Source organism: Novosphingobium sp. BL-S-20 (assembly GCF_055521635.1).
This window is the reverse complement of the sequence record NZ_CM145494.1, coordinates 1860977-1887412: the sequence shown is the minus strand read 5'-3', so window position 1 is coordinate 1887412 and position 26436 is coordinate 1860977. Positions and strand designations below refer to the sequence as shown.

The window sequence follows — 26436 nt, the reverse complement described above, 5'->3', positions numbered from 1 at the left end:
AGAATTCGGCGGTGCCCAGCAGCCCGATCGAAGACGGAGAGGTATTCCCGATGCTCCTGTACGACACGGCTCCGACGCCTGCCGCGATCGCGGCGGCGATACCCGCGGCTCCTCTTTTTCAGGGCATGCTCCTGACAAATCCGCTGCCGCGTGAAGACGTGCAGTCCGCTTCAGCAGCCGAAGCGGCACCTCCAGCAGCAGCCGGATCGCAGCCCGATCCCCGTTCGGCTGAAACGAAGGCCGCTGTCTCCGTACCGCCTTCTGCGCCGCCCCCCGCGCCTGCAGCCAAGACGGCGGGGCAGGGCGATCATTTCCTGGGCGACTGGTTCGGTCTGCGTACCGATCTGGTGCGCGCCGGCATCACTCCGGTCATGGCCTATACGGAATCGAGCCTGGGCAACGTGCGCGGCGGCACTCGCTCCCGCTTCGACACGGCGGGCCAGTTCAGGGCCGGGCTGGAATTCGATCTGCCGAAAGTGACTGGCGGAAATGTGCCCGGCACATTCCAGGTCGGACTGGTCCGCCGCCACGGGCTTGCGGAAAGTTTCAGTAATACCAGCGGCCTGCAACCATTGGTGAACCCGCTCTCGATCCAGGGACGCGGCAGCATCTGGCGGGTCAGTCAGTTGTGGTACAAGGTCTCGCTCGGCAAGCTGAACGTGAAGCTCGGCCGGATGTTCATGAACGAGGATTTCAACAAGGAAAACTGCGATTTCATTTCAGGCTATTTCTGCCTTGGCGAAGTGACCCGAGCGTTTTCCACGGTATGGCCGACCAGCCCGGTGAGCCAATGGGGCGTACGTCTGCAATATGCGCTGACCGACAAACTGGTGCTGAAAACAGCCGTATACCAGTACAACCCCAAGAACCTGGAGGTGGACAGGCCGCTCTACATCGGATGGAAAGGCGCGACCGGCGTGATCCTGCCGACGGAACTGGAATGGAAGCCCCGGCTACTGGGCCGCCTGCCGGGTACTTATACCTTGGGTGCCTATTACTCGAATTCGGATCAGGCCGACCCGGTCCTCAACACCGATCGGCAGATCCGTCTCATCGCCGGCGGCTCGCCGCTGATCCGGCACAATGAGTGGGGCGTCTATTTCGATTCCCGCCAGCAGCTCATAGCCCCGCGCCCCGACGGCGCCCACGCGCTGACCGCCTTTTTCAATGCCGCGGTGCTTTCGCGACAGAGCACCAGGAACCGCAGCGTATGGGGCGGTGGTTTGACCTATTCCGGCCCAATTCCGGGACGCCCGAAAGACGAACTTGGCGTGGCTCTTGGCAAGGCCCGCATCAACGAGCGCACAACGCGGGCACAGGAATACGTCAATGCCAACGGCGGCAATATCGGCGTCCAGCGAAGCGAATATTCGGTCGAGACTTACTACAATATCCAGGTCATGCGGGGCTTCTCGTTCCAGCCCGACGCTCAGTTCATTTTCAATCCCGGCGGCTACCACGACCGCCGCAACGCGGTTCTGCTGGGGTTCAAGACGTCCGTGACGTTCTGACGGAATACAGTCGCCGAAGAAAAAACCGGGGAGCAGGCCTGACCTGCTCCCCGGTTTTGTTTTGGCGGATGCGGGGGCATCCGCCGTTCCCTTCGATCGCGGGCGGCGCCGGTCCGTTGGGGTGACCGCGCCGGGCGCCGCGTCGAAGAGGGTCCTCAGCCACCGAAGGTCTGGGTCGAGACGGTCCAGTCGCGGGCCTGATCGGTCAGGCTGATGCCGATCCCGGCGCGGCTGGGCACTGCCATGCGGCCGTCCTTGACTTCCATCTTCTCGTTGAACAACGGCTCCAGCCAGTCGAAGTGCTCGACCCAGCTGTCATGCGGATAGGCCGCCGCAAGGTGGACGTGGAGTTCCATGAAGAAGTGCGGGGCGAGCTTCATGTGCTTCTGCTCGGCCATCGTCATGATCTTGAGGAACTGGGTGATCCCGCCCACACGCGGTGCGTCGGGCTGGATGAAGTCCACCGAGTTCAGACGGATCAGTTCGAGGTGCTCGCCCGCGCTGGCCAGCATTTCGCCCGAGGCGACCGGGGTGTCGAGCGCGGCAGCCAGCATCGCATGGCCTTCGGCGTCGTAGGCATCGAGCGGCTCCTCGATCCAGACGAGGTTGAACTGCTCGATGATCCGACCGATGCGGAAGGCGGTCGGACGGTCCCACTGCTGGTTCGCATCGACCATCAGCGGGAAATCGCCGAGCAGACCGCGCACTGCTTCCAGTCGGCGCAGATCTTCCATCGGATCGGGCTGACCGACCTTGATCTTGATGCCGCCGATGCCCGAGGCCATGGAAGCGGCACAATTGTCGAGCACTTCCTCGATCGGCGAGGACAGGAAGCCGCCCGAGGTGTTGTAGCAGCGCACGGCGTCCTTGTGCGCGCCGATCAGCTTGGCCAGCGGCAGCCCGGCGCGCTTGGCCTTCATGTCCCACAGGGCGATGTCGAAGGCAGCCATGGCCTGCGTGGCCAGGCCCGAGCGGCCCACCGAGGCACCGGCCCAAACCAGCTTGGTCCAGAGGCGGGCAATGTCGCTGGGATCTTCGTTTAGCAGGTTGTCGGCGATCTCGCAGGCGTGGGCATAAAGGCCCGGACCACCGGCGCGCTTGGAATAGCTGACGCCCAGTCCGTGGTATCCGCCTTCGCTCTCGATCTCGGCGAACAGGAACGCTACTTCGGTCAGCGGCTTCTGGCGGCCGGTCAGCACTTTCGCATCGCTGATCGCGGTCTTGAGCGGCAGGAACGCCAGTGAGACGGTGACTTTCTTGATGCGGTCGATCGTGGCCGCGCCCGGTGCCAGGCCGCCCTGCATGGGGTTGGCGGTAAGGATGCGCTTTTCAAACATATGGCTCTCCATCGTTATCGATGGAGGCGTGGCTAGCGGGGTTATCGATCAGCGTCTAAACGCGAATATGTATGATATCGATCAGTAATTTGCATCGTTAGGTTTGTTGCAACAAGGTCGTGAATGCTGCCGCGAGGTCACTGTTCTGCCTCAGGTGACGTGCGGCGTGCCATTCGGCCTGCGCCGCGATCGGGAGCGGCTTGAAAACGATGTTGTCGAAAGCCGCCGCCGCGCTGCTTGCCGGCACGATCGCCAGACCGAGGCCGGTACTGACCAGCGACAGGATCGAGTGCGTACGCGACATGCGTTGCACGATCCTCGGTTCGACACCTGACGCATTCAATTCGCTGCCGATCAGATCGCGAAGATAACTGCCGCGCTGCGAATAGGCGACGAAGGGCTCACCGGAAATATCCGTCAATTCGATCCTCCGGCGCCCCGCCAGCCGGTGTCCCAGTGGAACCGCCAGCGCCAGCTTTTCATGGAACACGCATTCCAGTTCCAGATCGAAGTCATGCGGCAAAGGGCGGACGAGTCCGATGTCGAGCCGGTGGAAATGGACTTCGCGCATCTGATCGAGCGAACTGAGTTCGACGAAATCGAGTTCGACCTGCGGCCATGCCGCCCGCGTGAGCCGTATCAGGTGCGGGATGAGTGCATAGCTGGCGGCGCCGTCGAAGCCGATCGACAGCTTGCCTGCAAGGGCGCCCGCCGCGCGCCTGGCGGCAGCCCGGGCGCTTTCCATCTGGGCCAGCGTCCGCTCGACTTCGGGCAGCAGCGCCATGCCCGCCGCGGTCAGTTCGACACCTCTTCCGGCCCTGCGAAACAGCGGCACGCCGATATCGGCTTCGAGCAACTGAATGCGCCTGGTCAGCGCGGGCTGGGTGATGAACAGCTGGCTGGCGGCCTGACCGTAGTGCCTGAGCTGCGCCACAACGGCAAAGGAACGGAGTTGAGCCTCGTCGAACATGCCGTCTTCATGCCCCAGCACCTTTTTCGAGCCAAGCCGTGGATCGCGGGGTTTTCCGGTTTCATCAAGCTGCCAGACATTGGAGACCACATCGGAGCCAATTTCACGGGTAACGCGCCGCCGACACGATAACGTGCTGGACGCATCAATTGTCCGTCGATATTGAGCGCTTCGAAATGACCCCGTAGCTCAGCTGGATAGAGCGATTGCCTCCTAAGCAATAGGCCGCGCGTTCGAATCGCGCCGGGGTCACCATTTCACCAGGAATGCAGACTTTTGCCGGACGAACCGGCAAAAAAGCCCGCGAATTTCGCGGGCTTTTTCGTATCGTTCAGCCGCGTTCGTCGACCGCCTTGCGCCCGATTGCCGGATCGTCCGTGAAGAAGGCGTCCAGCCCGAGCGCGAGATAGCGCCGGATTTCGGCGATGCTGCCCTCGGGATTGCGGGCGCCGTCACCGCCGCTGCTGCGCAGGTCCGCCGGAAGGAAGTAGTTTTCCAGACGGAAGGTCCAGCTCGAGACCAGCAGCCCGGCTTTGTGGGCATTGGCGACCAGATCGCTCGGCTTCGCCGTGAGGCGGTTGTCCTTGTCGCGCGCGATCAGGGCGAGGTTGTAGGGCGAGATCCAGTCCGCGTAAGTCGCCATTTCGGCCAGGCCTGCGGGCGTGTGGAGATCGTCGAAAGTCGGGCCGGAGCCTTTGGCGGCGAAGTCCGCCGGGCGCATCTTGCCGGGCATGGTCAATTGCATGAGCTGGACATTGCCGAGATCGCCGGTGCGCGGGCGCAGCCACTTGAGGTTCGAGACTTCAAAGCTCTGGACGATCAGCGGGGCGGTCTGGAGATAGGCGCTGGCGTGGATGCGGTCGAGGAAGCGCTGTTCCAACGGTAGGCCGATCGAGGCGAAATAAGTGGAGTGCTTGATCTCGGGGATCACGCCGATCATGCGTTTGCGCGCGGCGGCTTCGGCGGCGACGAAATCCGCGATCTCCTCGAAGGTAACGATCTGGAAGCGGCCGTCGTAGCCGCGGCTTTCTGGGCGCAGCGGGCCGAGGCGTTCCTTCGCGCGCAGCGTCTTGATCTCGGCAAGGGTGAAGTCTTCGGTGAACCAGCCGGTCATCTGTTCACCGTCGATGGTCTTCGTGGTCTTGCGCGCGGCGAATTCGGGATGATCGGCGACGTCGGTGGTCTCGGCGATGTTGTTTTCATGCCGGGCGATCAGCACGCCGTCTTTCGTGGCGACCAGATCGGGTTCGATGAAGTCCGCGCCGTCGGCAATCGCCTTGGCATAGGAGGCCAGCGTGTGCTCGGGGCGCAGGGCGCTGGCGCCGCGATGGCCGATCACCAGCGGCTTGGCCGGGCGCTGACGGGCGGTAGGGGCTGCCAATGCAGAGGGCATGATCGAGGCGGCCAGCGTGCCTGCAGCAACTCCGGCACCGGTGCGGATGAGCGAGCGGCGGGAGAATGGGGATTCGTTCATGCTGGAGCCCTCGAAGCAACGGAAAATCGGCGGCTATTCACTTCGGGTGACACCTTGACGACAATCGCGGCGCTTTGCGAGGGTTTTGATTTCGCGCGAGAAAACGCAAGGGCAGCGGGCGAACCGGCTCCCCTTGCGAGCACTATCAGGCGAACTTTTCCTTGAGGTCGTAGAGCGCGATGGCCGCCTTGGCCGCTTCGCCGCCCTTGTCCTTCTGGGCCGGTTCGGCGCGGACGAGGGCCTGTTCCTCGTTCTCGACGGTCAGGATACCGTTGCCGATCGGAATGCCGTCCATCGTCAGCGCCATGATGCCGCGCGCGGATTCGCCCGCAACGATCTCGAAGTGGTAGGTCTCGCCGCGGATGACGACGCCGATGGCGACATAGCCGTCATAGTCGCCGGTCGCATCGGCCAGCGAGATCGCGGCCGGGATTTCCAGCGCGCCGGGCACGGTGATGACTTCGGCCTGATGACCGGCGGCCTTCAGCGCGGCCTTGGCGCCGGCGATCAGCTTGTCGTTGAGATGGTCGTAGAAGCGGGCTTCGACGATGAGAAAACGGGCCATTTTAATTCGCTCCTTCGGGGGCGGGGATGGGGCGCTCGCCGACGATGTTGAGGCCGTAGCCTTCCAGCGCGACGAGCGAGTAATGGGTGTTCGAAAGCAGGATCATGTCGTGGATGCCAAGTTCCGCCAGTATCTGGGCACCGACGCCGTAGTCGCGCAGTTCCTCCATATCGGGCGTCTCCCCTGCACGAACCTGGTGCTTGATGTCCATGACCCGCGAGATGGAACCGTTCATCTGGCGGTTGATGACGACGATCACGCCGGTGCCTTCTTCCGCGATCATTTCCATCGAGCGGTGCAGCAGGTCGCCGCGATCGGTCGCTTCCTCGCCCAGCACGTCGGCGAAGACGGACAGGGTGTGCATGCGGACCAGCGTGGGCTTCTCGGGATCGATGCGGCCCTTGATGAGGGTCAGCGTCTCTTCGCCGGTCGCCTTGTTGAAGTAGCTGCGCGCCAGCCACTGGCCGCCGTAGCGGCTCTGGAAGGTGATCTCGTTCTTCTTCTCGACCATGCGGTCGTGCTTGCGGCGATAGGCGATGAGGTCGCGGATCGTGCCGATCTTGAGGTCGTGGATGCGGGCGAAGGCGATCAGGTCGTCCATGCGGGCCATGGTGCCGTCATCCTTCATGATCTCGCAGATCACGCCGGAAGGGTTGAGACCGGCGAGGCGCGAGATATCGACCGCCGCTTCGGTGTGGCCGGTGCGTACCAGCACGCCGCCGTCGCGGGCGCGCAGCGGGAAGACGTGGCCGGGGGTGACGATGTCGGCCTTGGTCTTGGTGCCGTCGATCGCCACCGAGATGGTGCGCGCACGGTCGCCTGCCGAAATGCCGGTGGTCACGCCTTCGCGCGCCTCGATCGAGATCGTGAAGGCGGTCTCGTGACGGGTGCCGTTGTGGCGGCTCATCAGGTCGAGGCCGAGTTCCTCGACGCGCTGGCTGGTGAGCGTCAGGCAGATCAGACCGCGGCCATGGGTGGCCATGAAGTTGATCGCCTGCGGGGTCGCCATCTGCGCCGGGATCACCAGGTCGCCCTCGTTCTCGCGGTCCTCGTCGTCGACGAGGATGAACATGCGGCCGTTGCGCGCTTCGTCGATGATTTCCTCGATCGGCACGAGGACCTGGCGGTCGTCGTTGGAATTGAGGAAGCGTTCGAGCTTGGTCAGCGTTTCCGCCGTGGGGTTCCACTCGGGTTCGGCGCAGTCGCGCAGGGTATTGGCGTGAAGTCCGGCGGCGCGGGCGAGGCCCGCCTTGCTCATGCCGCCTTCGGTCACGAGTTTGCGAACCTGTTCGATCACATTGGCAGCCATGGCTGGAGTCCTGTTTTCACATTTCGATGTGATCGCCATATGAACCGATCACATCGAAATTCAAGTCCCCTTGAAGGCCGGCTTGCGCTTTTCGAGGAAGGCCTCGACCGCTTCGGCGTGGTCGTCGGTCGCGTGGGCGGCGGACTGCATGGCGGCGGCCATTTCCAGAACGGTGGCGAGGTCGCTGCGCCGTCCCTCCCAGAGCAGGCGCTTGGTCATGCGCACGGCGTGGGGCGGATTGGCGGCGATGCGGCGGGCGAGGGCGCGGGCTTCGTCTATCAGCAGGTGGTCCGGCACGACTTTCGAAACGAGGCCGCAGGCAAGGGCTTCGGCCGCATCGATCATGTCGCCGGTAAGCGCCATTTCCGCCGCCTTCGACCAGCCGACGACGCGCGGCAGCAGCCAGGAACCGCCGTCGCCCGCGATCAGGCCGATCTTCACGAAGCTCTCGGCGAAGCGGGCGCTTTCCCCGGCGATGCGCAGATCGCACATGCAGGTGAGGTCGCAGCCCGCACCGGCCGCCGCGCCGTTGACAGCGGCGATCACCGGCACTTCGAGCGCCGCGAAGGCGAGCGGCAGGCGCTGGATGCCGCGCTTGTAGTTGAGCCGCGTGCGGGTAGGCACGCCGCCGTTGACGTTGCCGCCGGGCTTCATCTCGTTGATGTTGCCGCCCGAGGAGAAGCCCTTGCCCGCGCCGGTCAGGATCGCCACGCGCGCCGCCGGATCGTTGTCGAGCCGTTCGAGCGCGCCGAGCAGAGCTTCGATCACTTCGGGGTCGGAGATCGGATTGCGCATGGCCGGGCGGTTCAGCGTGAGGGTGACGATGCCTTCGTCGTCAATTTCGTAGAGTACCGCGTCTTCCATGCGCCTCGATCCTTCTCCATTCGCTTTGCCGCTTGCCTTAGCAGGTTGACGCATAGGTAAAAGAGGGCTTGCTAGGCTCCGTTTCGAGGGTGTTGGAAAGTGTGATGGCAAGCGAGCGGATTTCCGGAAAGGCCGGTCCGGCACGGGAGGTTGTGGAGGCCGTGATGGAGCAAGTCCGTGCGGGGCTGGCGAGCGCCCGGCATCGTCCGGTCGTCATCGGGCTGTGCGGATCGCAGAGTTCGGGCAAGACCACGCTGGCACGGGCGGTGCTCGATGTCTGCGCTGCGGACGGGTTGAAGGCTGCGGCCCTGTCGCTCGACGATCTCTACCTGACCCATGCAGAACGGCAGCAACTTGCGCGGACCGTACACCCGCTGCTGGCGACACGTGGCGTGCCGGGCACGCATGACATTTCGCTCGGGCTGGATACGCTCGATATGCTGGAAAGCGGAATGCCGGTCGCTCTGCCGCGTTTCGACAAGGGTGCCGATGACCGTCTGGCGGAGCGGGACTGGCCGATCGTCGGCCCCGGTCTGGAAGTGCTGATCCTCGAAGGCTGGTGTCTCGGGGCTTTCCCGCAGCCCGCAAACGAACTCGTGCATCCGGTGAATGCGCTGGAAGCGGAAGAAGATGCGGGCGGGCGATGGCGGGCCTATGTCAACGATGCGCTCGGCGATGCCTATCAGCGGCTGTTCGCGCGGATCGACCGTCTGGTTCTGCTCGCTGCGCCGGGCTTCGAAATCGTCCACGACTGGCGGTTGGAGCAGGAGCGCGGACTTGCTGCCGGCGGTGGCGGTGCGCGGGTCATGGATGAGGCCGGGATTGCCCGTTTCATCGCCCATTACGAGCGCCTGACCCGCTGGATTCTCTCGGAAATGCCGCCGCGCGCCGATCTCGTGATCCGTCTCGATACGCAGCGGCAACCCGTGGCGATCGGCTAGACTTCGGCCTGTCTGCGTGCCTGCTCGGCCCGGCGGCGCTTGTTGCGTTCGAGTTCGGAGGCCGAGGGCACGCGGTTGTCCATCAGGTCCGCGAGCACCGCGCCGCGCTCTCCGGCGGGCAGCGTCGGGCCGGTTGTCGTGTCGCAGAAAGTCTGCCGCTCGATCTCGGCATTGACGAGCGCGCCCAGCAGCACGCCGTAAGCGGAGAGATAAAGCCACATGAGAAACACCACGATGGCCGAGAGCGAACCGTACGTGGCGTTGTAGTCGCTGATGTAGGCGACATAGAGCGAAAAGCCGAACGAGACCGCGATCCACAGCAGCGTCGCCAGCAGCGAGCCGGGGGCCAGCCAGCGCCATTTCGCCGGGCGCCGGTCGGGGCCGTAGCGCATGATGAGCGCAAAACCGGCGCTGCCGAGGGCGACGGCGGCGAGCCAGGTCAGCCACTTGAACAGGACCTCGGTGGAATCGCCGAGGAACACGCTGGTCTGGGTCTGGAGCCAGGCGAAGACGCCGCCGGAAAGCACGCCGGTCAGGGCGATGCATACGGCGGAGACCGTCAGCCCCACCGCACGGAAGGTGAGCGCGATGGTGCCGCGCGTCTCGCGCTCCTCGTTGATGATGTTGAGCGCGCTCATCATGCCGTTCGCCGCGCGCATGCCGCCGAATATCGCAAAGAAAAGGGCTATCAACAGGGCGAATCCGGTGACGCCGCGACTGGTCGTGACGATCTGCACGAGCTGCTGCTCCAGCATCTTGGCGACTTCCGGGGGGACCACTTCGACGATGCTCTGCATCTGCGAATGGACGCTCTCCACATTGCCGAACAGTCCGTAGATCATCACCGTCGCGCCGATCAGCGGGGTGAGGGCGAGGAAGCAATAGAACGCCAGACCGCCTGCCAGCAGGCCGAGTTCGTGGAATCCGCTCATCACGTAGACGCGCTTGAGGATCTTCCACCAGGCCTTGCCCGGAATTTGCCAGGGCGCATTCGCGTCGGTTCCGGGCTGATTTGGCATAGACGGTGTAGACATCTTTTCCTTGGCTGTTGACGCCGGGGAGGCTTCGTCGGATTTCATCGCTTACCCACTTGCGGCAGGGAACTTTCGCTGTTGCAATGCGATAGGGTATTCCACGAGGGGGCCTGTTGCCCATTCTCGACAGGGGGTGTTACATCGCGCTGCTCATGCCTTGGCTAATCAATCAGAAGCCGGCTTGTTCCCTCTCGCTGCGCGACGGTGCGGGACTGGCCACGATTTCCCTGCTCCTTGCCCTGTCGGCGAGCCCTGCCTGCGCGCAAGGGACGAGCACCCAGGTCCCTGTCCCGAGTTCAGAGGCTGTCCAGAGTTCGCCGAAAACCTCTGACGGGAGCGATGCGGTACAGGACGATCAGGTTCAGGCGGGCAAGCTTGTCGTGCCCCCTCCGCCGCCGGATGTCGTGCTGCCTGAAGTGAAGCCGATCATCCCGGATGACGAGTTCAACAGGTCCATTCCCCGGCTTGACCCGCAGGACGATCCCGAACTCGACAAGCCGCTCGAATCGATCGACGAATTCGAACGCCGCATGGCGAGCGAGCAGGAAGCGGCCAAGCAGGCCGGCGCTGAGAAAACCAAGGATGCGAAGGCGGGGGCTGTCGCTGTGCCCGTGCCGGCGGGTGATGTTTCCAATGTCGCAGCCGCTATCCCGATCGGCGATGCCCCGGTGCGCGACGCCGAACTGACCGCGCCGCTGCCACCGATCGATCAGTTCGAAGTGACCCCGGTCCAGTTCGCCGAGAAGAAGGAAGAGAACAAGGACGTAGAGGTCGCCTACGAGACCCGCATCGACGGGCTGGAATCCGCCGACGACGAGACCGGCACCGATTTGCGCAGCGAGTTCCGCACCCATTCGGCGCTGAAGAAGGGTGACGGCAAGGCGGCGAACCTGGCGATGGTCAATGCCCGCCTGAACGAAGACGCCACGTTGATGCAGACGGTGCTGTCTTCTGAGGGTTGGTATTCGCCGGTCGTGACCACCCGCGTCGAGCGCGGCGCATCGGGCGCACCGCTGGTTGCCGTCATCCGGGTGAGCCCTGGTCAGCGTTACAAGTTCTCGGAAATCGTGGTGAAGGCCGATCCCACCGTTCCTTCCGACCTGATCGCGAAGAACCTGGCGCTCAAGGTCGGCGAACCGATCGTTGCCGAGCGGGTGCAGGGCGCCGAGGCGCAAGTGGCGGTGGCGCTGCCGGAGAACGGCTATGCTTTCGCCAAAGTGGGCGACCGCGACATCCTGCTCGATCAGGATAGCGGCGAAGGCGTCTATACGCTACCGATCGACGTGGGGCCGAGAGGCCGCTTCGGCGGTTTTACGACGTCCGGCGACCTCGCTTTCGATGCCGAGCATGTCGGCGTTCTGGCCCGCTTCAAGCGCGGTGAGCTTTACGACAGTCGCAAGGTGGACGACCTGCGCAAGGCGCTGGTCGCCACGAGCCTGTTTTCCACTGTCTCCGTCGAGCCGCGCAAGACCGGCGAGGCGGCCCCGGACGACACCGAATATGTCGAGCTTCACGTCCAGCAGGACGCCGGCCCGCCACGCACGATCGCCGGATCGCTGGGCTTTGCCGCAGGCGAAGGCATTACCGCGGCTGCGACATGGACCAATCGCAACATGTTCCCGCCGGAAGGTGCGCTGATCGCAAAGGCCATCGCCGGTACGCGCCAGCAGGGCGCAGGCGTGACCTTCCGGCGCTCCAACGCGGGCAAGCGCGACCGCACTTTCGAACTCGTGGCCGAGGCGTTCCACAACGATTACGACGCCTACAGCGCCTATACCGGCCGCATTGCCGCGCGTATCGCCCGCGATTCCACGCCGATCTGGCAAAAGAAGTATACTTATGCCTTCGGCGTCGAGATGCTGGGTACGGCGGAAACCGACTACAACCGCAATACCGGCAATCGCGACCGCAAGCTCTATTACGTGGTGGGCGTGAATGGCCAGGTCGGCTTCGACCAGACCGACAGCCTGCTCGATCCCACCAAGGGCTACCGCCTGACGACGCTGATCCAGCCGGAAGCGACGGTCCGCACCGGCTTCGATCCTTACGTGCGTGCGCGCGTCGATGCTTCGGCCTATTACCCCGTAACCGACAGCCTCGTGCTGGCCGGGCGCGTGCGGCTCGGGACGATCCAGGGCGCGGGTCTGTTCGACATCGCACCCTCGCGGCGGCTCTATGCGGGCGGCGGTGGCTCGGTGCGCGGCTATGCCTATCAGGCGCTGGGCGAGCAGGCGGCGGACGGCACAGCCGTGGGCGGGCGCAGCCTCAACGAAGGCTCGGTCGAGGCGCGCTATCGCTTCGGCAACTACGGCGTCGTCGCTTTCGTCGATGCCGGGCAGGCCTATCGCGAGACGATGCCGCAATTCAACAACTTGCGGTACGGCGTGGGTATCGGTGGCCGCTTCTACACCAATTTCGGCCCGGTCCGCCTCGACATCGCGACCCCGGTCGATCGCCAGCCGGGTGAATCCCGCTTCAATCTCTACGTTTCGATCGGACAGGCCTTCTGATGTCGGACGATGACACCATGATCCCGGCCGACGAGCCTGAAACTTCCGCCGGAACCTCCGGCGACAGCGAAAAGCCGAAGCCCACGGTCTGGCGCCGCGTGCAGATCCGTATTCTCAAGACGGTCGTCGGCCTGGTGCTGGGCGTCGTCGTGCTGGCTGCCGCCGTCATCTTCGGCATCGACACCGGACCGGGGCATCGCTTCGTGGCCGAGCAGATCGCGGGCCTGCGCTTCGAGAACGGCATGAGGATCAAGGTCGGGCGCATCGAGGGATCGCTCTACCGGCGCATGACCTTGCGCAATCTCTCGGTCAGCGATCCCAAGGGCGAATTCCTGTTCTCGCCGGAAATCCATGTCGATTGGCGGCCCTTCGCCTACCTCAGCAACCATGTCGATGTGCGCAGCGCCACGGCGCAGCGGATGATCCTGCGCCGGGTGCCCAAGTTCAAGCCGACCCCGCCCAGCGATGCGCCGCTGCTGCCCGATATCGATGTCGACGTCGGCGAGTTGCGGATCGACCGCTTCATCTCCGAGCCGCCGGTTTCCGGCAATCGCCGCATCGTCACGATCGACGGCAAGGCGCATATCTCCGATGGCCGCGCGCTGGTTTCTGCCAAGGGCGGCACGATCGCCATCGAAGGCAAGGAAGGCGGAGACCGCTTCAACCTGCTGCTCGACGCGGTGCCCGCGAAGAACCGGCTCGCCATCGACCTCGATCTCAATGCCCCGACCGGCGGCGTGATCGCCGCACTGGGCGGTCTCAAGCAGCCGCTGACGGTCAAGCTCGGCGGCAAGGGCGACTGGAAGGTCTGGAACGGCAAGCTCGATGCCGGTCTTGGCGGTGGCGATCTCGCCAAGCTGGACCTTACTGCGCGTGACGGCACTTTCACGATCAAGGGGCCGACGCAAGTGGCGCGCCTCTTTGCCGGACCGACAGCGAACCTGCTGGGGCCGATCACCAACCTCGACGTGACCGCCGCGCTCGATCAGCGCCGCGCCAAAGTAACGGGCCGGGTCTGGAGCGATGCCTTCACCCTGACGCCGAACGGCATGGTCGACCTGTCGAACAACAGTTTCGACGATCTCAAGCTCGATTTTGCCCTGCTCAAGCCCGCCGCCATCGCGCCCAAGCTCAGCGGCGCCGGGCTGACTGCCTCGCTCGCGCTGGACGGCGCCTTCACCACGCCCAAGGTTGCCTATCGCATCAATGCCGCGCGCGTGGTGATGAACGACATGGGGCTGGAACGCCTGACCGCCAGCGGTGCCGCGCGGGTCGATGCGGACAAGATCCTGATCCCCGTTTCCGCGCGCGTGCAGCGCATCACCGGGCTTGATACCGTGGCGGGCGGTTCGCTGGCCAATGTCCGCCTCGACGGCGATCTCGCCATCGACGGCACCCGCGTCCTTTCCGACAATATGCGCCTGCGCTCCGACCGCATCGAAGCCGGACTGATCCTCGTCGCCGATCTGGCCAAGGGCTTCTACACCGGCGCGATCGACGGCAAGATCGACAACTACCGGCTCGACAGCGTCGGCATCTTCAGCATCCGCACGAACATGGACCTCAAGAGCGAGGGCAGTGGATTCGCGCTCGACGGCACCGTGCGCGCGCGTTCGACGAAGCTGCTGAACGAGAGCCTGCAGACTTACCTCGGCGGCAATTTCGCGGCATCCTCGCGCGTTCATTACGGACCGGACGGTGTCGTGCGCTTCTCTTCGCTGCAACTGAACGCCCCGGACCTCAAGGTGACGGGCGGGCAGGGGAGTTGGTCTCCGAACGGCCGGATTTCCCTTGCCGCGCGCGGCAGTTCGAACCGTTATGGCGCGATCGGGGTGCGGGTGAACGGCACGATCGCCAATCCCGATGCCCATGTCACCGCCGAGCGGCCGGGCCTCGGCATCGGCCTTGCCAATCTCGACGCGCGGATCACCGGCGTTCGCGGCGGCTATCGCTTCGACATGACCGGCGACACCGACTACGGCCCGCTCAAGGCCGACGTGTCGCTGGGGCTGGGCCAGCAGATGTCGGTGGACATCAATAGCGCGAACCTCTCCGGCGTCGATTTCGCGGGCCGCATGGTCCAGACCAAGGCCGGGCCTTTCGCCGGTGAGCTCACCGCCAAGGGCAACGGCATCGGCGGCGCCTTGAAGCTCGATGCCGAGGGCAAGTATCAGGCCGTCGACTTCAACTTGCGCGCCAAGGATGCAGTCTTCCCTGGTGCCGCAAAGCTGACGATCGGCTCGGCCATCATCGACGGGCGGGCGGTGCTCTATGACAAGCCCAGCGTCGTCGCCGATGCCCAGCTGGCCGGAACTTCGTTCGGTGCCCTCGACCTCGCCGCCGCGCGCGTGATCGTCGACTACCGTGACGGACGCGGCAAGGCCAAGGGCCTGATCGAAGGCGTGAGCGGCGTGCCGTTCCGCGTGGGTCTCAATGCCGATCTCACCCCCGAACTCTGGCGCGTCGCCTTGCAAGGACGTGTACGTGGTCTCGGTCTCAAGACCGAGTCTCCGGCGCGGATCGTGCCCAAGGACGGCGGCTACGAACTGCTTCCGACCACCATCTCCTTCGGCTCGGGCACGGCGAAAGTCTCCGGCCAGTATGGCACCGGCATGAAGTTCCAGAGCCGACTGGAGAACATCGACGTCGCGCTCGTGAATGCCTTCGTGCCCGGCTACGGCCTTGGCGGCAAGGCCAGCGGCAGCCTCGACTTCGAGCAGGAAAGCGCCACCGCCTTCCCGCGCGCCGATGCCCGCATGAGCCTGGTCAACTTCACCCGCACCAGTTCCAGCACGGTGAGCCAGCCGGTCGACATCAACTTCGTCGGCAAGCTCCATCCCGACGGCGGCGAGGCCCATGCGGTGTTCCGCAAGCAGGGCAGCGTGATCGGCCGTCTGGCCGCCACGCTCAGCCCGCTGCCTCCGGGCGAGGGCGCGTGGACTACGCGCCTGCTTCAGGCGCCGCTCGGCGGCGGCATCCGCTACAACGGCCCCGCCGATACGCTGTTCTCCTTCGCGGGCCAGCCCGGCCAGACGCTGACCGGATCGGTCGGTCTGGCGGCGGACTTCTCCTGCCGCGTTTCCGACCCGTGCATCACCGGCCTCGTGAAGGGCAAGGACCTGACTTACGAGTACCAGGCTTACGGCACGCGGCTGACCAACTTGACGCTGGAGGGCAAGTTCAGCGGCAACTCCTTCGAACTGACCTCGCTCAATGCCAATGCGGGCAGCGGCACGGTCAGCGCGAACGGACGGCTCAGCCTTGCAGCGGACGCGGGCTATCCGATGGACCTCAACGTCAAGCTCGACCGGGCGCGGCTGGCGCGCAGCGATTCGCTTTCGGCCAGTGCCACCGGCACGCTCAACCTGACCAAGCGCGCGGGCGAAACCCCGCTGCTCTCGGGCGACTTGCGCCTGCCGGAAACCCGCTACGAGATCGTCCGCCAGGGCGCCGTGGACGTGCCGCATCTGACAGGGGTGCGCTTCAAGCCGCGCTCCGGGCCGGTCCGCGTGACGGGTGACGAACCGGCACCGCAGATCACCAGCGCCTTCTCTTCGGTCCGGCTCGATCTCCATCTCAAGGCTCCGGAAAAGCTCTATGTTTCGGGCATGGGCCTTGAATCCGAATGGAGCGCCGATTTCCGCCTGAGCGGCACCAGTTCGGCGCCGAGCATGGCCGGCGAAGTGAAGCTGGTGCGCGGCACGCTCGGGTTCGCGGGCAAGCAGTTCGAACTGACCGATGGCCTCATTTCGTTCAACGGTGGCCAGACCATCGACCCGACCGTGGCTATCACCGCGACCGAGACGATCGATGATGTCGACGTTACGGTGACCGTCAGCGGACGCGCCTACAATCCGCAGATCGAGTTCAGCTCCGATCCCAGCCTGCCACAGGACGAAGTGCTGTCGCGCATCCTGTTTGGCAGTTCGATCGAGAACCTCTCGGCGATCCAGGCGGTGCAATTGGCCACTTCGCTCAATTCGCTGAGGGCCACGGGCGGCGGCGTCAATCCGCTGGGCAAGCTGCGTTCGGCAGCGGGGATCGATCGTCTGCGCATCCTCAGCCCCGACGAGGCGAGCGGCCGCGGTACGGCGCTAGCGGCAGGCCAGTACCTGACCGACGATATCTACGTGGAACTGATCACCGACGCGCGCGGCTTCACCGCCACGCAGCTCGAAGTGAGCGTGACCAAGTGGCTCTCGGTGCTGAGCCAGGCAGGCGGTTCGGGCGTCAACAGCCTCAATATCCGCATCAAGAAGGACTACTGATGAGCAGGGTCCTCATCCTGCTCGCGGGCCTTGTGGCGCTCTCCGGGTGCCACAAGGAGCCGAGTTTCGAGGAGCGCTACGAGGCGGCGAACGAGAAGATCAGCAAGCGTGCACGCGATATCGACGCCCAGATCGCGGGCACAAGTACGCCGCCCGGCGAAGACGCCGCGAAGGACTAGCCGCAACCTGCAGTTTACCTATCGCTGCTAGGGATCGCGTCTCGCTGGTGAACGGCAATAACGATTTAGGGGCTGGAATGCAGGTACGGGACGATTGCGGCAGGCTTACATCGCGCCATGCCGTCCTGCTGGAAGCGCGCTGTCGCAAGTCGAGCTGGCACGTTTTCGGCGTCGAACTTGCGGACATTTCGGAAGGCGGATGCTGCGTGGTCGGCAGCGGCGAGGATTTCGCCTCCGGCCAGCGTGTCGCGCTGCGTATGGCGAACCTCAAGGCGGTGGAAGCGGAAGTGCGCTGGATACGCGACGGCCGGGTCGGCATGGCCTTTCTCAAAGCCCTGCCGAAAGCGGTGATCGAGGATCTGGCCGAGCGCTACGGCATTCCCGTCATGCGGCGGAACCTCTCGGCAGCCGAGAGCTGATCAGGCACGAAGGACAGAGCAACGGGATGCTCGATGTCGTCAGCGATGGAATGTGAGGGGAGGCGGTGGTGGACGCACTTGGGCTCGAACCAAGGACCCGCTGATTAAGAGTCAGCTGCTCTACCAACTGAGCTATGCGTCCACACGCCCTGCCGCATAAGATACGGGCCGCGTAAGGTACGGAAATGGTGGACGCACTTGGGCTCGAACCAAGGACCCGCTGATTAAGAGTCAGCTGCTCTACCAACTGAGCTATGCGTCCACGCGTTTCCGCGTAAGGACAGGAATGGTGGACGCACTTGGGCTCGAACCAAGGACCCGCTGATTAAGAGTCAGCTGCTCTACCAACTGAGCTATGCGTCCACACTGCCCTGACCTGGGCTGCCGTTTTGTGAAAGTCTTGGTGGACCTCCCCGGCGGCGGAGTGGTCCCTATAACGGCTGATTTCAGGATGGGAAGAGAAAAATTCAAAAATTTTACGCGAGCGATCCGGGGCGGCGATTCCAACGGTTTACGGCCATGAGCGTGCCCAGGCAGATCATGTTCGTCAGCATCGAGGTGCCGCCGTGGCTCATGAAGGGCAGGGGGATGCCGACGACCGGCGCCAGGCCCATGACCATCATCAGGTTGATCGCGACGTAGAAGAAGATCGTTGCCGCCATGCCCATGGCCAGCAGGCTGGAGAAGCGGTCCGGGGCCTTGCGGGCGACCCTGAGGCCCCAGGACAGCACGATGGCGAAGACGCAAAGCACGAAGAGGCCGCCGAGCATGCCCCATTCCTCCGCCATGGTCGCGAAGACGAAGTCGGTATGCGATTCGGGCAGATATTGCAGATGGCTCTGTGACCCGTTGCCGAAGCCCTTGCCGAGGAAACCGCCCGAGCCGATCGCGATCTTGGATTGGGTGATGTGATAGCCGGTGCCGAGCGGATCGCTTTCAGGGTCGAGGAACACCAGCACGCGGTTGCGCTGATAGTCGTGGAGCAGGGTGAAGAAGGCGATCGGCGCGGCGATCGCGGCGGTCAGGCCCGCGCCGATGAACCAGGACAGCGGCAGGCCCGCCAGGAACATCGTCACCACCCCGCCGAAGCAGATCGCCAAGGCGGTACCGAGGTCGGGCTGGATCATGACGAAGAGCGCGGGAATGCCGATCAGCACGCCCGCAGGCACAAGTCCGCGCCAACTGGCGGTCATGGCATGGGGCAGGGTTTCGTAGAACCGTGCGAGCACCAGCACAATCGCCGGTTTCATCAGTTCCGACGGCTGAAGCGTCATGAAGCCGAGGTTGAGCCAGCGCTGGCTGCCGCCGCCGACCGCGCCGATCGCTTCCACCAGCACCAGCAGCACGACGATCGCGCCGTAGACCGGATAAGCGGCCATGCGGAAGAAGTCGCGGCTGATCCGGGAAATGACGATTGCCATAACCAGGAAGATGAAGAAGCGCATGACATGGCTGAGCGCGTAAGGCTGGAGGCTGCCGCCCGCCGCCGAATAGAGCACCGCAGCACCGAGCGAGACGAGACCGGTCAGCGGGATCAGCATGTGCCAGGGCTGGCGAGCGATGGCCTCGGGAACGATCGAACGGCCCATCATTGCGGATTGCCTCCGGTATTGGGAGCTGTCGCGGTTGGTGTCGGCGTGGGGCTTGGCACTTGCGATGCCGAGGGCTGGCGCTCGGCGGCATCGGGTTCGGGGGCGGGCGATGCCGCCTCGCGGACGATAGGCTGCGCCGGGTCCGGAGCGGCTTCCGCGCCCTGAATCTTGCGGTTTTCCTCTTCCGCGGAAACCGCCGGGGCACCGACGCCGTACTGCGCCGAATAGGTGCGATAGCGGGCGTCGAGCCGTTCCTTGGGCGTGCCGCCCCACTTCTGTTCAAGCTCGGCCAGGATATCCATGCCCTTCTGCTTGTCGAAGACGTAAGTCAGCACATCGCGGGCGATCGGATAGGCCGCCCCCGAACCGCCACCGTGCTCGACCACGACCGAGCAGGCATAGCGCGGATTGTCGAAGGGGGCGAAGCAGATGAAGTGGCCGTGGTCGCGATGCTTCCAGAGGCCGCCCTTGCCGCTGCCGACATTGAGGCCAACGACTTGCGCGGTACCGGTCTTGCCTGCGAGCTTGATGTCCGGGAACGGCAAGGCGGCGTGCCGTGCGGAACCGGGACCGTTGGCGACATCCGACATGGCTTGGCGAACATAGGCAAGATGCTCGGCGGGAATGCCCAGCGAGGGCGCGACTTCGTGCTCATGGCCATGAACGAGGCGCGGCATGATCACGCGGCCGCTGGCGATGCGCGAGGCCTGAACCGCCTGCTGCAACGGGTTCACCAGGAAATAGCCTTGGCCGATCGTCGCGTTGACGGTGTCGAAGGTCTGCCATTCCTTGCCGTACTTCTTCAGCTTCCAGGCCGGATTGGGCACGGTGCCATAGGACTGGCCGGAAACCGGCAGCGGGAAGTCGTGGCCGAGGCCGAGGCGACTCGCCATCGCCGCGATCGGGTCCATGCCGATGCGCTGGGCGAAGTGGTAGAAGTAGACGTCGCAGCTCTGGTAGATGCCCTTGGCCATGTTGACCGAGCCGTGGCCGCGCCGGTTCCAGCAGTGAAACACGCGGTTGCCGACGCGCAACCCGCCGCCGCAGAACACCGATTCGTTCGGGTCCAGCCCGGCTTCCATGAAGGACAGCGCCACCATCGGCTTGACTGTCGATCCCGGCGGGTAAAGCCCGCGCAGGACCTTGTTGCGCAGCGGCACATGGTCGTCGTCCGAAAGCATCTTCCATTCGAGACGGCCAATGCCGTCGGAAAAGCTGTTGGGGTCGAAACTGGGCATCGAGCACATCGCGAGGATGTCGCCGGTCTGGCAGTCCATCACCACGACCGCCGCCGATTCGGGGCCGATGCGGCGCGCGGCATATTCCTGGATGCCGGCGTCGATGGTCAGTTTCAGGGTCTTGCCGGGCACGTCCTCGCGCGTGTCGAGATCGCGGACGATCCGGCCCGAGGCGGTCACTTCGACGCGCCGGGCGCCGGGCTTGCCGCGCAGGTCCTTCTCGTAGAACTTTTCGAGCGCGTCCTTGCCGACCTTGTAGCCCGGCGTGATGAGCACCGGATCGCGGTCCTTCTCGTACTCTTCCGCCGAGGCCGGGCCGACATAGCCGATCAGGTGCCCGACCGAAGGCCCGAGCGGATAGAACCGCGAGAAACCGCGCTGGGTGACGACGCCGGGCAGGTCGGGCAGGCGCACGCTGACGGCGGCGAACGTGTCCCAGTCGAGACCGCTGGCGACTTCCACCGGTGCGAAGCGGCGGGCGCGCTCCAGCTTGTCTTCCAGGTCCTGCATCGCGATCGGCGAGAGGCTGAGCAGCTTGCCCAGCGTCTGGATCGTATGGGGAATGTCCTGAACGCGCTCGGGAATGAGATCGACGCGGAAGTCCGCGCGATTCGAGGCGAGCGGGGTGCCGTTGCGGTCCATGATCCAGCCGCGGCGCGGCGGGATCAGCGAGAGGTTGACGCGGTTGCTCTCGGCCTGAAGCTCGTACTTCGCGTTCTGGGCGATCGAGAGATAGCCGAGCCGCGCGGCGAGCAGGACGCCGATGCCGCCCTGGATCGAGCCGACGACGAGGCTGCGCCGGTCGAAACTGTTGCGAAGGGTGCCCGCGCTGACGTGGCGCTGCGGAAAGAACCGCTTGAAATTGATCTTCATCGCAGCAGCACGATCGGCGCGAGGCGAATCCGATCGAACATGGCAACGACTCGACCGACGAGCGGGTAGGAAAGCACGGAGATAACGACCTGCGGCACGATGACACGGAACGGGGATGCCGCGCCTGCGAGGTTCGCAAGAGCGAGGCAGAGAACAATATAGGCGACGATCAGGCCCATTGCCATGAGCCATTCCGTCACGAAGTTGCGCCAGGGCAGGCGAACTTCGACGATTTCCAGCGCGATCGCGGTGAGCGACCAGAGCAGGACCGCGCAGCCGAAGGGCTGGCCGGAGAACAGATCGTCGAACAGGCCAAGCGGCAGACCCGCCCAGATCGGCAGGAGGCCGGGGCGCAATTGCCGCCAGCCGAGATAGATCAGGAAGCCCAGCGGCGGCATGACTGGCGCCGAGGCGATCATGAACCAACCCGGCACCAGCGAGCCCAGCATGATCGTCAGCCAGGGAAAGCCGATGGCGAGGAACCGCGAGGGCGCGTGGTTGATGCGCTGCCGGGTGGTGGAGCGGGAGGCGCTGCGCTGGAACATCAGCGTTTCTTGACCGTGCCGTCGTTCACAGGCGGCGGCGGCGGTGGCGGCGCCCAGCTCTTTTCGACCATCACATAGTCGGTATCGGAAGGGTTGCTGAGCACGCGGGCAATGGCGCCGTCGCGGATGAGGTCGGTCACGACGGCCATCGGCGTGCCGGGGCGGTAGAGGCCGCCGGACCCCGAAGTCACCAGCACGTCGCCCTTGCGCAGCGGATTGATGCCGAGGTTGATCAGGCGGATGCGCAAGGTGCCGTCGCCGTTGCCCTGCGCGAAGGCGGGAACGCCGTCGGTCGCGCGGCGGACCGGCACGACGCTTTCGCTGTCGGTAACCAACAGGACCCGCGCGCTGGACGAGCCGACTTCGAGCACGCGCCCGACGAGGCCCATCTGCGAACGGACCGGCATACCGGGGGTGACATTGCGGTCGGTCCCGGCGCCCAAGGTCGCATAGCGGCGGGTGCTGGCGCTGGTCGAGGAGGTCAGCCGGGCATAGGCGACCGCGCCGCCGTTCGGCTCCGACAGCGCCATCAGGTCCTTGAGGCGCTTGTTTTCCGCCGAAGTCGCTTTTGCTTCGGCAAGACGCACTTTCGCCTCGGCAAGCTCACGCTTGAGCCGCGCGTGTTCTGCTCCCGAATGGAAGAATCCGGTGAGTTCGGCCCAGGTATCGCGTCCGAGATCGCGGCCGCTGGCAGACATCTGCGCAGCCGGTTCGCTCGCATCGTCGGCCAGTCCGCGAAGGGCGGAGAAGAATCCGGGATTTACAAGCGAGATCACCACGAGCGCCAGTCCGACCGCGGCGCCAAGCACGCCTGCGGCATAACTGAGGAACGTGGTGTACTGCGCCCGGCGCGAATAGCTGGAGCGCCTGTTTGCTGGCGGTGCCATGCGCCATGCACTCCTTCGTAGTGGCGGCCTTCCGGTCGGACTGCCGCTCTAACGTCAAACGACCGGCAACAAGGGTGCCGGGAAGGGGGAGCGGCCGGGCTTCCAGAGCACCGGCCACTCCGCGCGAAATCAGGCGGACATCAGCACGCCGCGATAGACCGGATCTTCCATCGCGCGGCCGGTGCCGAGCGCGACGCAGGACAGCGGGTCTTCGGCGACGCTGACCGGGAGGCCGGTTTCCTCGCGCAGATAGTCGTCGAGGCCCTGAATCAGCGCGCCGCCGCCGGTGAGCACGATGCCCTGGTCGACGATGTCGGCGGCGAGTTCCGGTGCGGTGTTCTCAAGCGCGATGCGCACGCCTTCGACGATGGCGCCGATCGGCTCGGCCAGTGCTTCGGCGACGTTGGCCTGCGAGATCGTGATCTCCTTCGGCACGCCGTTGACGAGGTCGCGGCCCTTGATGTGGATGGTCTCACCAATGCCGTCGGCCGGCATGACGGCGATGCCGTAGTCCTTCTTGATGCGCTCGGCGGTGGCATCCCCGATCAGCAGGTTGTGGTGACGGCGGACATAGGAGACGATCGATTCGTCCATCTTGTCACCGCCGACGCGGACCGAGGTGGTGTAGGCGAGGCCGCGCAGCGACAGCACTGCGACTTCGGTGGTGCCGCCGCCTATGTCGACCACCATCGAGCCGACCGGCTCGGTGACGGGCATGTCGGCGCCGATCGCCGCGGCCATCGGTTCGAGGATCAGGTAGACCTGGCTGGCACCCGCGTTCGAAGCGGCGTCACGGATCGCGCGGCGTTCGACCGAAGTCGAGCCCGAGGGCACGCAGATCACGATTTCCGGATAGCGGAACAGGTTCTTCTTGCCGTGCACCTTGCGGATGAAGTGCTTGATCATCTCTTCCGCGATCTCGATGTCGGCGATCACGCCGTCACGCAGCGGGCGGATGGCTTCGATGTTGTCGGGCGTCTTGCCCATCATCATCTTGGCGTCGTCGCCCACGGCCTTGACCTTCTTGACGCCGTTCAGCGTCTCGATCGCCACGACCGACGGCTCGTTCAGCACGATTCCGCGGTCCTGAACGTAGACGAGCGTATTGGCGGTCCCAAGGTCGATCGCCATGTTCTGTGAGCCGAGTTTGAAGAATCGCGAGACGAGCGAGGCCATCAGTAATCCGTTGTCTTTCCCAGCGCTTGCCAAAGGGAATCCCCATGGAGCGACGGGCAGGTTGGCATGGAAGGGGACCCCTTAGCCCATCGATTCGCGAAACGCCAAAAATTTGTGTCTTTTTCATGGGGGAATCGTTGGACGCCCGTCTCGAATTCCATGCGGTTCACCGCTAGTGTTTGGAACACTTCGAGATCGTGGTGCCATGGACGCCCCTTACCGCGACTAGCGAAAGACTCGTAATGCCGATTATCCGCCGTCTTCCCGAACATCTCGTCAACCGCATCGCGGCGGGCGAAGTGGTGGAGCGCCCCGCCTCCGCGCTGAAGGAACTGGTGGAAAACGCGATCGATGCCGGATCGACCCAGATCACCGTTCGCCTCGCCTCAGGTGGTCTCGACCTGATCGAAGTGACCGACGACGGCTGCGGCATGGTGCCCGACCAGATCGCCCTGGCGCTGGAGCGTCACGCGACATCCAAGCTGCCGGACGAACATATCGAACTGGTGGCGACGCTCGGCTTTCGCGGCGAGGCGCTGCCGTCGATCGGGTCGGTCGCGCGGTTGACCATCGAGAGCCGTCCCCACGATTCGGAAGAGGGCTGGAAACGCGTCGTCGATCACGGCGTGGTTGCGGTGGACAGTCCGGCTGCGCTGCCGCCGGGCACGCGCATCCGGGTTGAGGACTTGTTCGCCAAAGTGCCCGCGCGGCGCAAGTTCCTGCGCTTGGCGCGTTCGGAATATGCGGCCTGTCAGGATGTCGTGCGCCGTCTCGCGATGGCGCGGCCCGATATCGGCTTCACGATGGAGCACGACGGGCGCCGGGTCATCGCCGTGCAGCCGCGCGAGGAGCTGGCATCGCGGGTGGCGCGACTCGTGGCGCGCGAACTGGCGGAAGACGGCGTGCTGATCGATGCGGAGCGGGGAACCGCGCGCCTCACCGGCGTGGCCGGACTGCCGACCTACAATCGCGGCGTCGCCGATCACCAGTATCTCTTCGTCAACGGGCGTCCGGTGAAGGACCGGCTGCTCGTCGGTGCGGTGCGCGGCGCCTATTCGGACATGCTTGCGCGCGATCGCCATGCGGTGCTGGCGCTGTTCCTTGAAATTCCGCCGGAGGAAGTGGACGTCAACGTTCATCCCGCCAAGACCGAAGTGCGCTTCCGCGATCCCACTTTCATTCGAGGCTTTCTGGTCGGGGCCTTGCGCCATGCACTCGAATCCTCGGGGCAGAGGAGCGCGCAGCCTGCCGCCGCCGCCGCGATGAACATGTGGCAGGTCGAGCCGGTCGCGCCTGCCCCGGCGCCCGCGCTCGGCTCGCTGTTCGCGCGTGAATATTCCGCGCAGCCTTCGCGCAGCGATTATCGGCCTGCGCCGAGCCGGGTCTCCGAAGCGGGGGCCGCCTGGCGCTCCTATGAGGAAGAAGTCATGGCCCAGCCTTCGGGCCGGGCCGAGGCGGTGCCCGACGAGCCGGAGGAAGCGCTGCAATATCCGCTCGGCGTCGCGCGTGGGCAGGTCGCGGGGACCTATATCGTCGCCGAGGCCGAGGACGGTCTGGTGATCGTCGACCAGCACGCGGCGCACGAGCGGCTCGTGCTGGAGCGTCTTAAAGCCGCCGGGGCGGAAGACGCCATGGCTCGCTCGCAGGCGCTGCTGCTGCCCGAAGTCGTCGAACTGGAGGAAGCCGCCTGCGACGCGCTGGAGGACAAGACCGCCGATCTCGCGCAATTCGGGCTGGTGCTGGAGCGTTTCGGGCCGGGGGCCATGCTGGTTCGTGCGGTGCCTTCGGTGCTCGGCAAGTCGGACGTCCATGCCCTTGTTCGCGATATTGCCGACGACCTGGCACGTAACGGCGATGCTCTGCTGCTGGGCGAGAAGCTGGAACTCGTGCTGGCGACGATGGCCTGCCACGGCTCGGTCCGGGCAGGGCGCTCGCTTTCGGTGGCGGAGATGAATGCGCTGCTGCGCGAAATGGAGCGCACTCCGCGTTCCGGCCAATGCAACCATGGGCGCCCGACGTGGGTTAAACTCGCACACCACGATATCGAGAAACTGTTCGGGCGAAAATGATGCGAAAACCAATCCTTGCTCTGGCTCCTTTGGTCCTGCTGTCAGCTTGCGGCCGGGAGGATTCAGGCAAGGAGGCGGCGGAGGACGCGCAGGACGTCGCCATGGTCGAGCGGATGAGTCGGGAGCCGTTCAAGCCGATCATTCCCCGCGCCATCACCGAGATCGATGTGGCCCGCTACGGCCTGGACAAGCCGGGTTGCGCATTCCGCAAGCCGGGCGAGAAGGACCCGATCTTCATCGCCAATGCGGATGAGGGCTTCATGCGCATCGGCGGCGATCTCAAGCGCTATGCCGCCAAGAAGGAAAGCGCGCAGCTGCCGGGCAATGCGCGCGGCACATATGTCGGTCTGGCGAGCTGGGTCGACATGGTGAGCCTGCCGGACAAGGCGGGCGGCTCGGACACGACGCACTGGCCTGCGAAACTCGTGCTCCACGATGCGCAGGAGCGGGTGGCTTTCATGTCGGAGGGGGAGGTTAGCTGCCGGTCCTGAGCCTGACCTGAAGAGCCAAATTAGGAAAACGCAAACCAACTCGTCGCCCCCGCGAAGGCGGGGCCCCCGCTTTTCTTGCGGAGATACGATAGGTCGCAGAAGGCAGCGGGATCCCCGCCTTCGCGGGGATGACGGGGTTGGTTTTGGTCGGGCGCTCTCTTCGGGCGCTGTTTGTCGGTCGGAC

20 protein-coding genes and 4 tRNA genes are annotated in these 26436 nt (G+C 64.9%); 9 read left to right on the top strand and 15 right to left on the bottom strand.

The window, feature by feature from the left end:
* Positions 1 to 50 precede the first annotated feature (50 nt).
* Positions 51 to 1511, top strand: coding sequence for a carbohydrate porin (locus ACZ1II_RS16535; protein ID WP_465144724.1), 1461 nt, complete (start codon positions 51 to 53; stop codon positions 1509 to 1511).
* Positions 1512 to 1666: 155 nt separating this feature from the next.
* Here the strand turns inward: ACZ1II_RS16535 and ACZ1II_RS16530 are convergent, their stop codons facing one another.
* Positions 1667 to 2848, bottom strand: coding sequence for an L-talarate/galactarate dehydratase (locus ACZ1II_RS16530; protein ID WP_465144723.1), 1182 nt, complete (start codon positions 2846 to 2848; stop codon positions 1667 to 1669).
* A 97-nt stretch (positions 2849 to 2945) separates the two neighbouring features.
* A complete protein-coding gene (locus tag ACZ1II_RS16525; RefSeq protein ID WP_465144722.1) occupies positions 2946 to 3908 on the bottom strand; it encodes a LysR family transcriptional regulator in 963 nt (320 codons plus the stop codon).
* Positions 3909 to 3996: 88 nt separating this feature from the next.
* Here ACZ1II_RS16525 and ACZ1II_RS16520 point away from each other — a divergent pair.
* Positions 3997 to 4073, top strand: a tRNA-Arg gene (locus tag ACZ1II_RS16520).
* 76 nt (positions 4074 to 4149) lie between these two features.
* On the opposite strand, the gene ACZ1II_RS16515 is transcribed toward ACZ1II_RS16520, so the two are convergent.
* From ACZ1II_RS16515 to ACZ1II_RS16500, 4 genes are all read right to left on the bottom strand, one after another.
* Positions 4150 to 5292: a glycerophosphodiester phosphodiesterase gene (locus ACZ1II_RS16515; protein ID WP_465144721.1), complete on the bottom strand. Its 1143-nt coding sequence runs from the start codon at positions 5290 to 5292 to the stop codon at positions 4150 to 4152.
* A gap of 145 nt (positions 5293 to 5437) precedes the next feature.
* On the bottom strand, positions 5438 to 5857 hold the full coding sequence (gene ribH / locus ACZ1II_RS16510; RefSeq protein ID WP_465144720.1) for a 6,7-dimethyl-8-ribityllumazine synthase: 420 nt from the start codon (positions 5855 to 5857) through the stop codon (positions 5438 to 5440).
* Position 5858: 1 nt separating this feature from the next.
* The gene (gene ribB / locus ACZ1II_RS16505) at positions 5859 to 7166 is read right to left on the bottom strand and encodes a 3,4-dihydroxy-2-butanone-4-phosphate synthase (protein ID WP_465144719.1); all 1308 of its coding nucleotides are present in this window, start codon (positions 7164 to 7166) and stop codon (positions 5859 to 5861) included.
* 60 nt (positions 7167 to 7226) lie between these two features.
* Entirely contained in the window at positions 7227 to 8030 is an 804-nt protein-coding gene (locus tag ACZ1II_RS16500) for a crotonase/enoyl-CoA hydratase family protein (RefSeq protein WP_465144718.1), read from the bottom strand.
* 164 nt (positions 8031 to 8194) lie between these two features.
* Between ACZ1II_RS16500 and ACZ1II_RS16495 the strand changes: the two genes are divergently transcribed.
* The gene (locus ACZ1II_RS16495) at positions 8195 to 8971 is read left to right on the top strand and encodes a kinase (RefSeq protein ID WP_465147318.1); all 777 of its coding nucleotides are present in this window, start codon (positions 8195 to 8197) and stop codon (positions 8969 to 8971) included.
* On the opposite strand, the gene ACZ1II_RS16490 is transcribed toward ACZ1II_RS16495, so the two are convergent.
* Complete coding sequence (locus tag ACZ1II_RS16490; RefSeq protein ID WP_465144717.1) at positions 8968 to 9990, bottom strand: YihY/virulence factor BrkB family protein; 1023 nt, start codon at positions 9988 to 9990, stop codon at positions 8968 to 8970. The genes ACZ1II_RS16495 and ACZ1II_RS16490 overlap by 4 nt on opposite strands.
* Before the next feature lie 167 nt (positions 9991 to 10157).
* On the opposite strand from ACZ1II_RS16490, the gene ACZ1II_RS16485 reads away from it, so the two are divergent.
* The 4 genes from ACZ1II_RS16485 to ACZ1II_RS16470 all read left to right on the top strand — a co-directional run bounded on the left by ACZ1II_RS16485 (position 10158) and on the right by ACZ1II_RS16470 (position 17381).
* On the top strand, positions 10158 to 12515 hold the full coding sequence (locus ACZ1II_RS16485; protein ID WP_465144716.1) for an autotransporter assembly complex protein TamA: 2358 nt from the start codon (positions 10158 to 10160) through the stop codon (positions 12513 to 12515).
* A complete protein-coding gene (locus ACZ1II_RS16480; protein ID WP_465144715.1) occupies positions 12515 to 16783 on the top strand; it encodes a translocation/assembly module TamB domain-containing protein in 4269 nt (1422 codons plus the stop codon). Before ACZ1II_RS16485 ends, ACZ1II_RS16480 begins: the two co-directional genes overlap by 1 nt.
* Positions 16783 to 16962: a hypothetical protein gene (locus ACZ1II_RS16475; RefSeq protein WP_465144714.1), complete on the top strand. Its 180-nt coding sequence runs from the start codon at positions 16783 to 16785 to the stop codon at positions 16960 to 16962. The genes ACZ1II_RS16480 and ACZ1II_RS16475 overlap by 1 nt, the downstream gene beginning before the upstream one ends.
* Before the next feature lie 77 nt (positions 16963 to 17039).
* Positions 17040 to 17381, top strand: a complete 342-nt coding sequence (locus tag ACZ1II_RS16470) for a PilZ domain-containing protein (protein ID WP_465144713.1) — start codon at positions 17040 to 17042, stop codon at positions 17379 to 17381.
* 66 nt (positions 17382 to 17447) lie between these two features.
* On the opposite strand, the gene ACZ1II_RS16465 is transcribed toward ACZ1II_RS16470, so the two are convergent.
* The 8 genes from ACZ1II_RS16465 to ACZ1II_RS16430 all read right to left on the bottom strand — a co-directional run bounded on the left by ACZ1II_RS16465 (position 17448) and on the right by ACZ1II_RS16430 (position 23692).
* A tRNA-Lys gene (locus ACZ1II_RS16465) sits at positions 17448 to 17523 on the bottom strand.
* Positions 17524 to 17567: 44 nt separating this feature from the next.
* A tRNA-Lys gene (locus tag ACZ1II_RS16460) sits at positions 17568 to 17643 on the bottom strand.
* 25 nt (positions 17644 to 17668) lie between these two features.
* A tRNA-Lys gene (locus tag ACZ1II_RS16455) sits at positions 17669 to 17744 on the bottom strand.
* A 113-nt stretch (positions 17745 to 17857) separates the two neighbouring features.
* The gene (gene rodA / locus ACZ1II_RS16450; RefSeq protein WP_465147317.1) at positions 17858 to 18970 is read right to left on the bottom strand and encodes a rod shape-determining protein RodA; all 1113 of its coding nucleotides are present in this window, start codon (positions 18968 to 18970) and stop codon (positions 17858 to 17860) included.
* Positions 18970 to 21084, bottom strand: coding sequence for a penicillin-binding protein 2 (mrdA, locus tag ACZ1II_RS16445; protein ID WP_465144712.1), 2115 nt, complete (start codon positions 21082 to 21084; stop codon positions 18970 to 18972). Before mrdA ends, rodA begins: the two co-directional genes overlap by 1 nt.
* Positions 21081 to 21629 carry a rod shape-determining protein MreD gene (locus ACZ1II_RS16440; RefSeq protein ID WP_465144711.1) on the bottom strand — a complete coding sequence of 183 codons (549 nt, stop codon included), beginning with the start codon at positions 21627 to 21629 and terminating at the stop codon, positions 21081 to 21083. The genes mrdA and ACZ1II_RS16440 overlap by 4 nt, the downstream gene beginning before the upstream one ends.
* A complete protein-coding gene (locus ACZ1II_RS16435) occupies positions 21629 to 22516 on the bottom strand; it encodes a rod shape-determining protein MreC (protein WP_465144710.1) in 888 nt (295 codons plus the stop codon). Before ACZ1II_RS16435 ends, ACZ1II_RS16440 begins: the two co-directional genes overlap by 1 nt.
* 129 nt (positions 22517 to 22645) lie before the next feature.
* Entirely contained in the window at positions 22646 to 23692 is a 1047-nt protein-coding gene (locus ACZ1II_RS16430; protein ID WP_031341471.1) for a rod shape-determining protein, read from the bottom strand.
* A 242-nt stretch (positions 23693 to 23934) separates the two neighbouring features.
* Between ACZ1II_RS16430 and mutL the strand changes: the two genes are divergently transcribed.
* Both mutL and ACZ1II_RS16420 read left to right on the top strand, forming a co-directional pair.
* Complete coding sequence (gene mutL / locus ACZ1II_RS16425; protein WP_465144709.1) at positions 23935 to 25761, top strand: DNA mismatch repair endonuclease MutL; 1827 nt, start codon at positions 23935 to 23937, stop codon at positions 25759 to 25761.
* On the top strand, positions 25761 to 26252 hold the full coding sequence (locus ACZ1II_RS16420; protein ID WP_465144708.1) for a hypothetical protein: 492 nt from the start codon (positions 25761 to 25763) through the stop codon (positions 26250 to 26252). The genes mutL and ACZ1II_RS16420 overlap by 1 nt, the downstream gene beginning before the upstream one ends.
* Positions 26253 to 26436 lie beyond the last annotated feature (184 nt).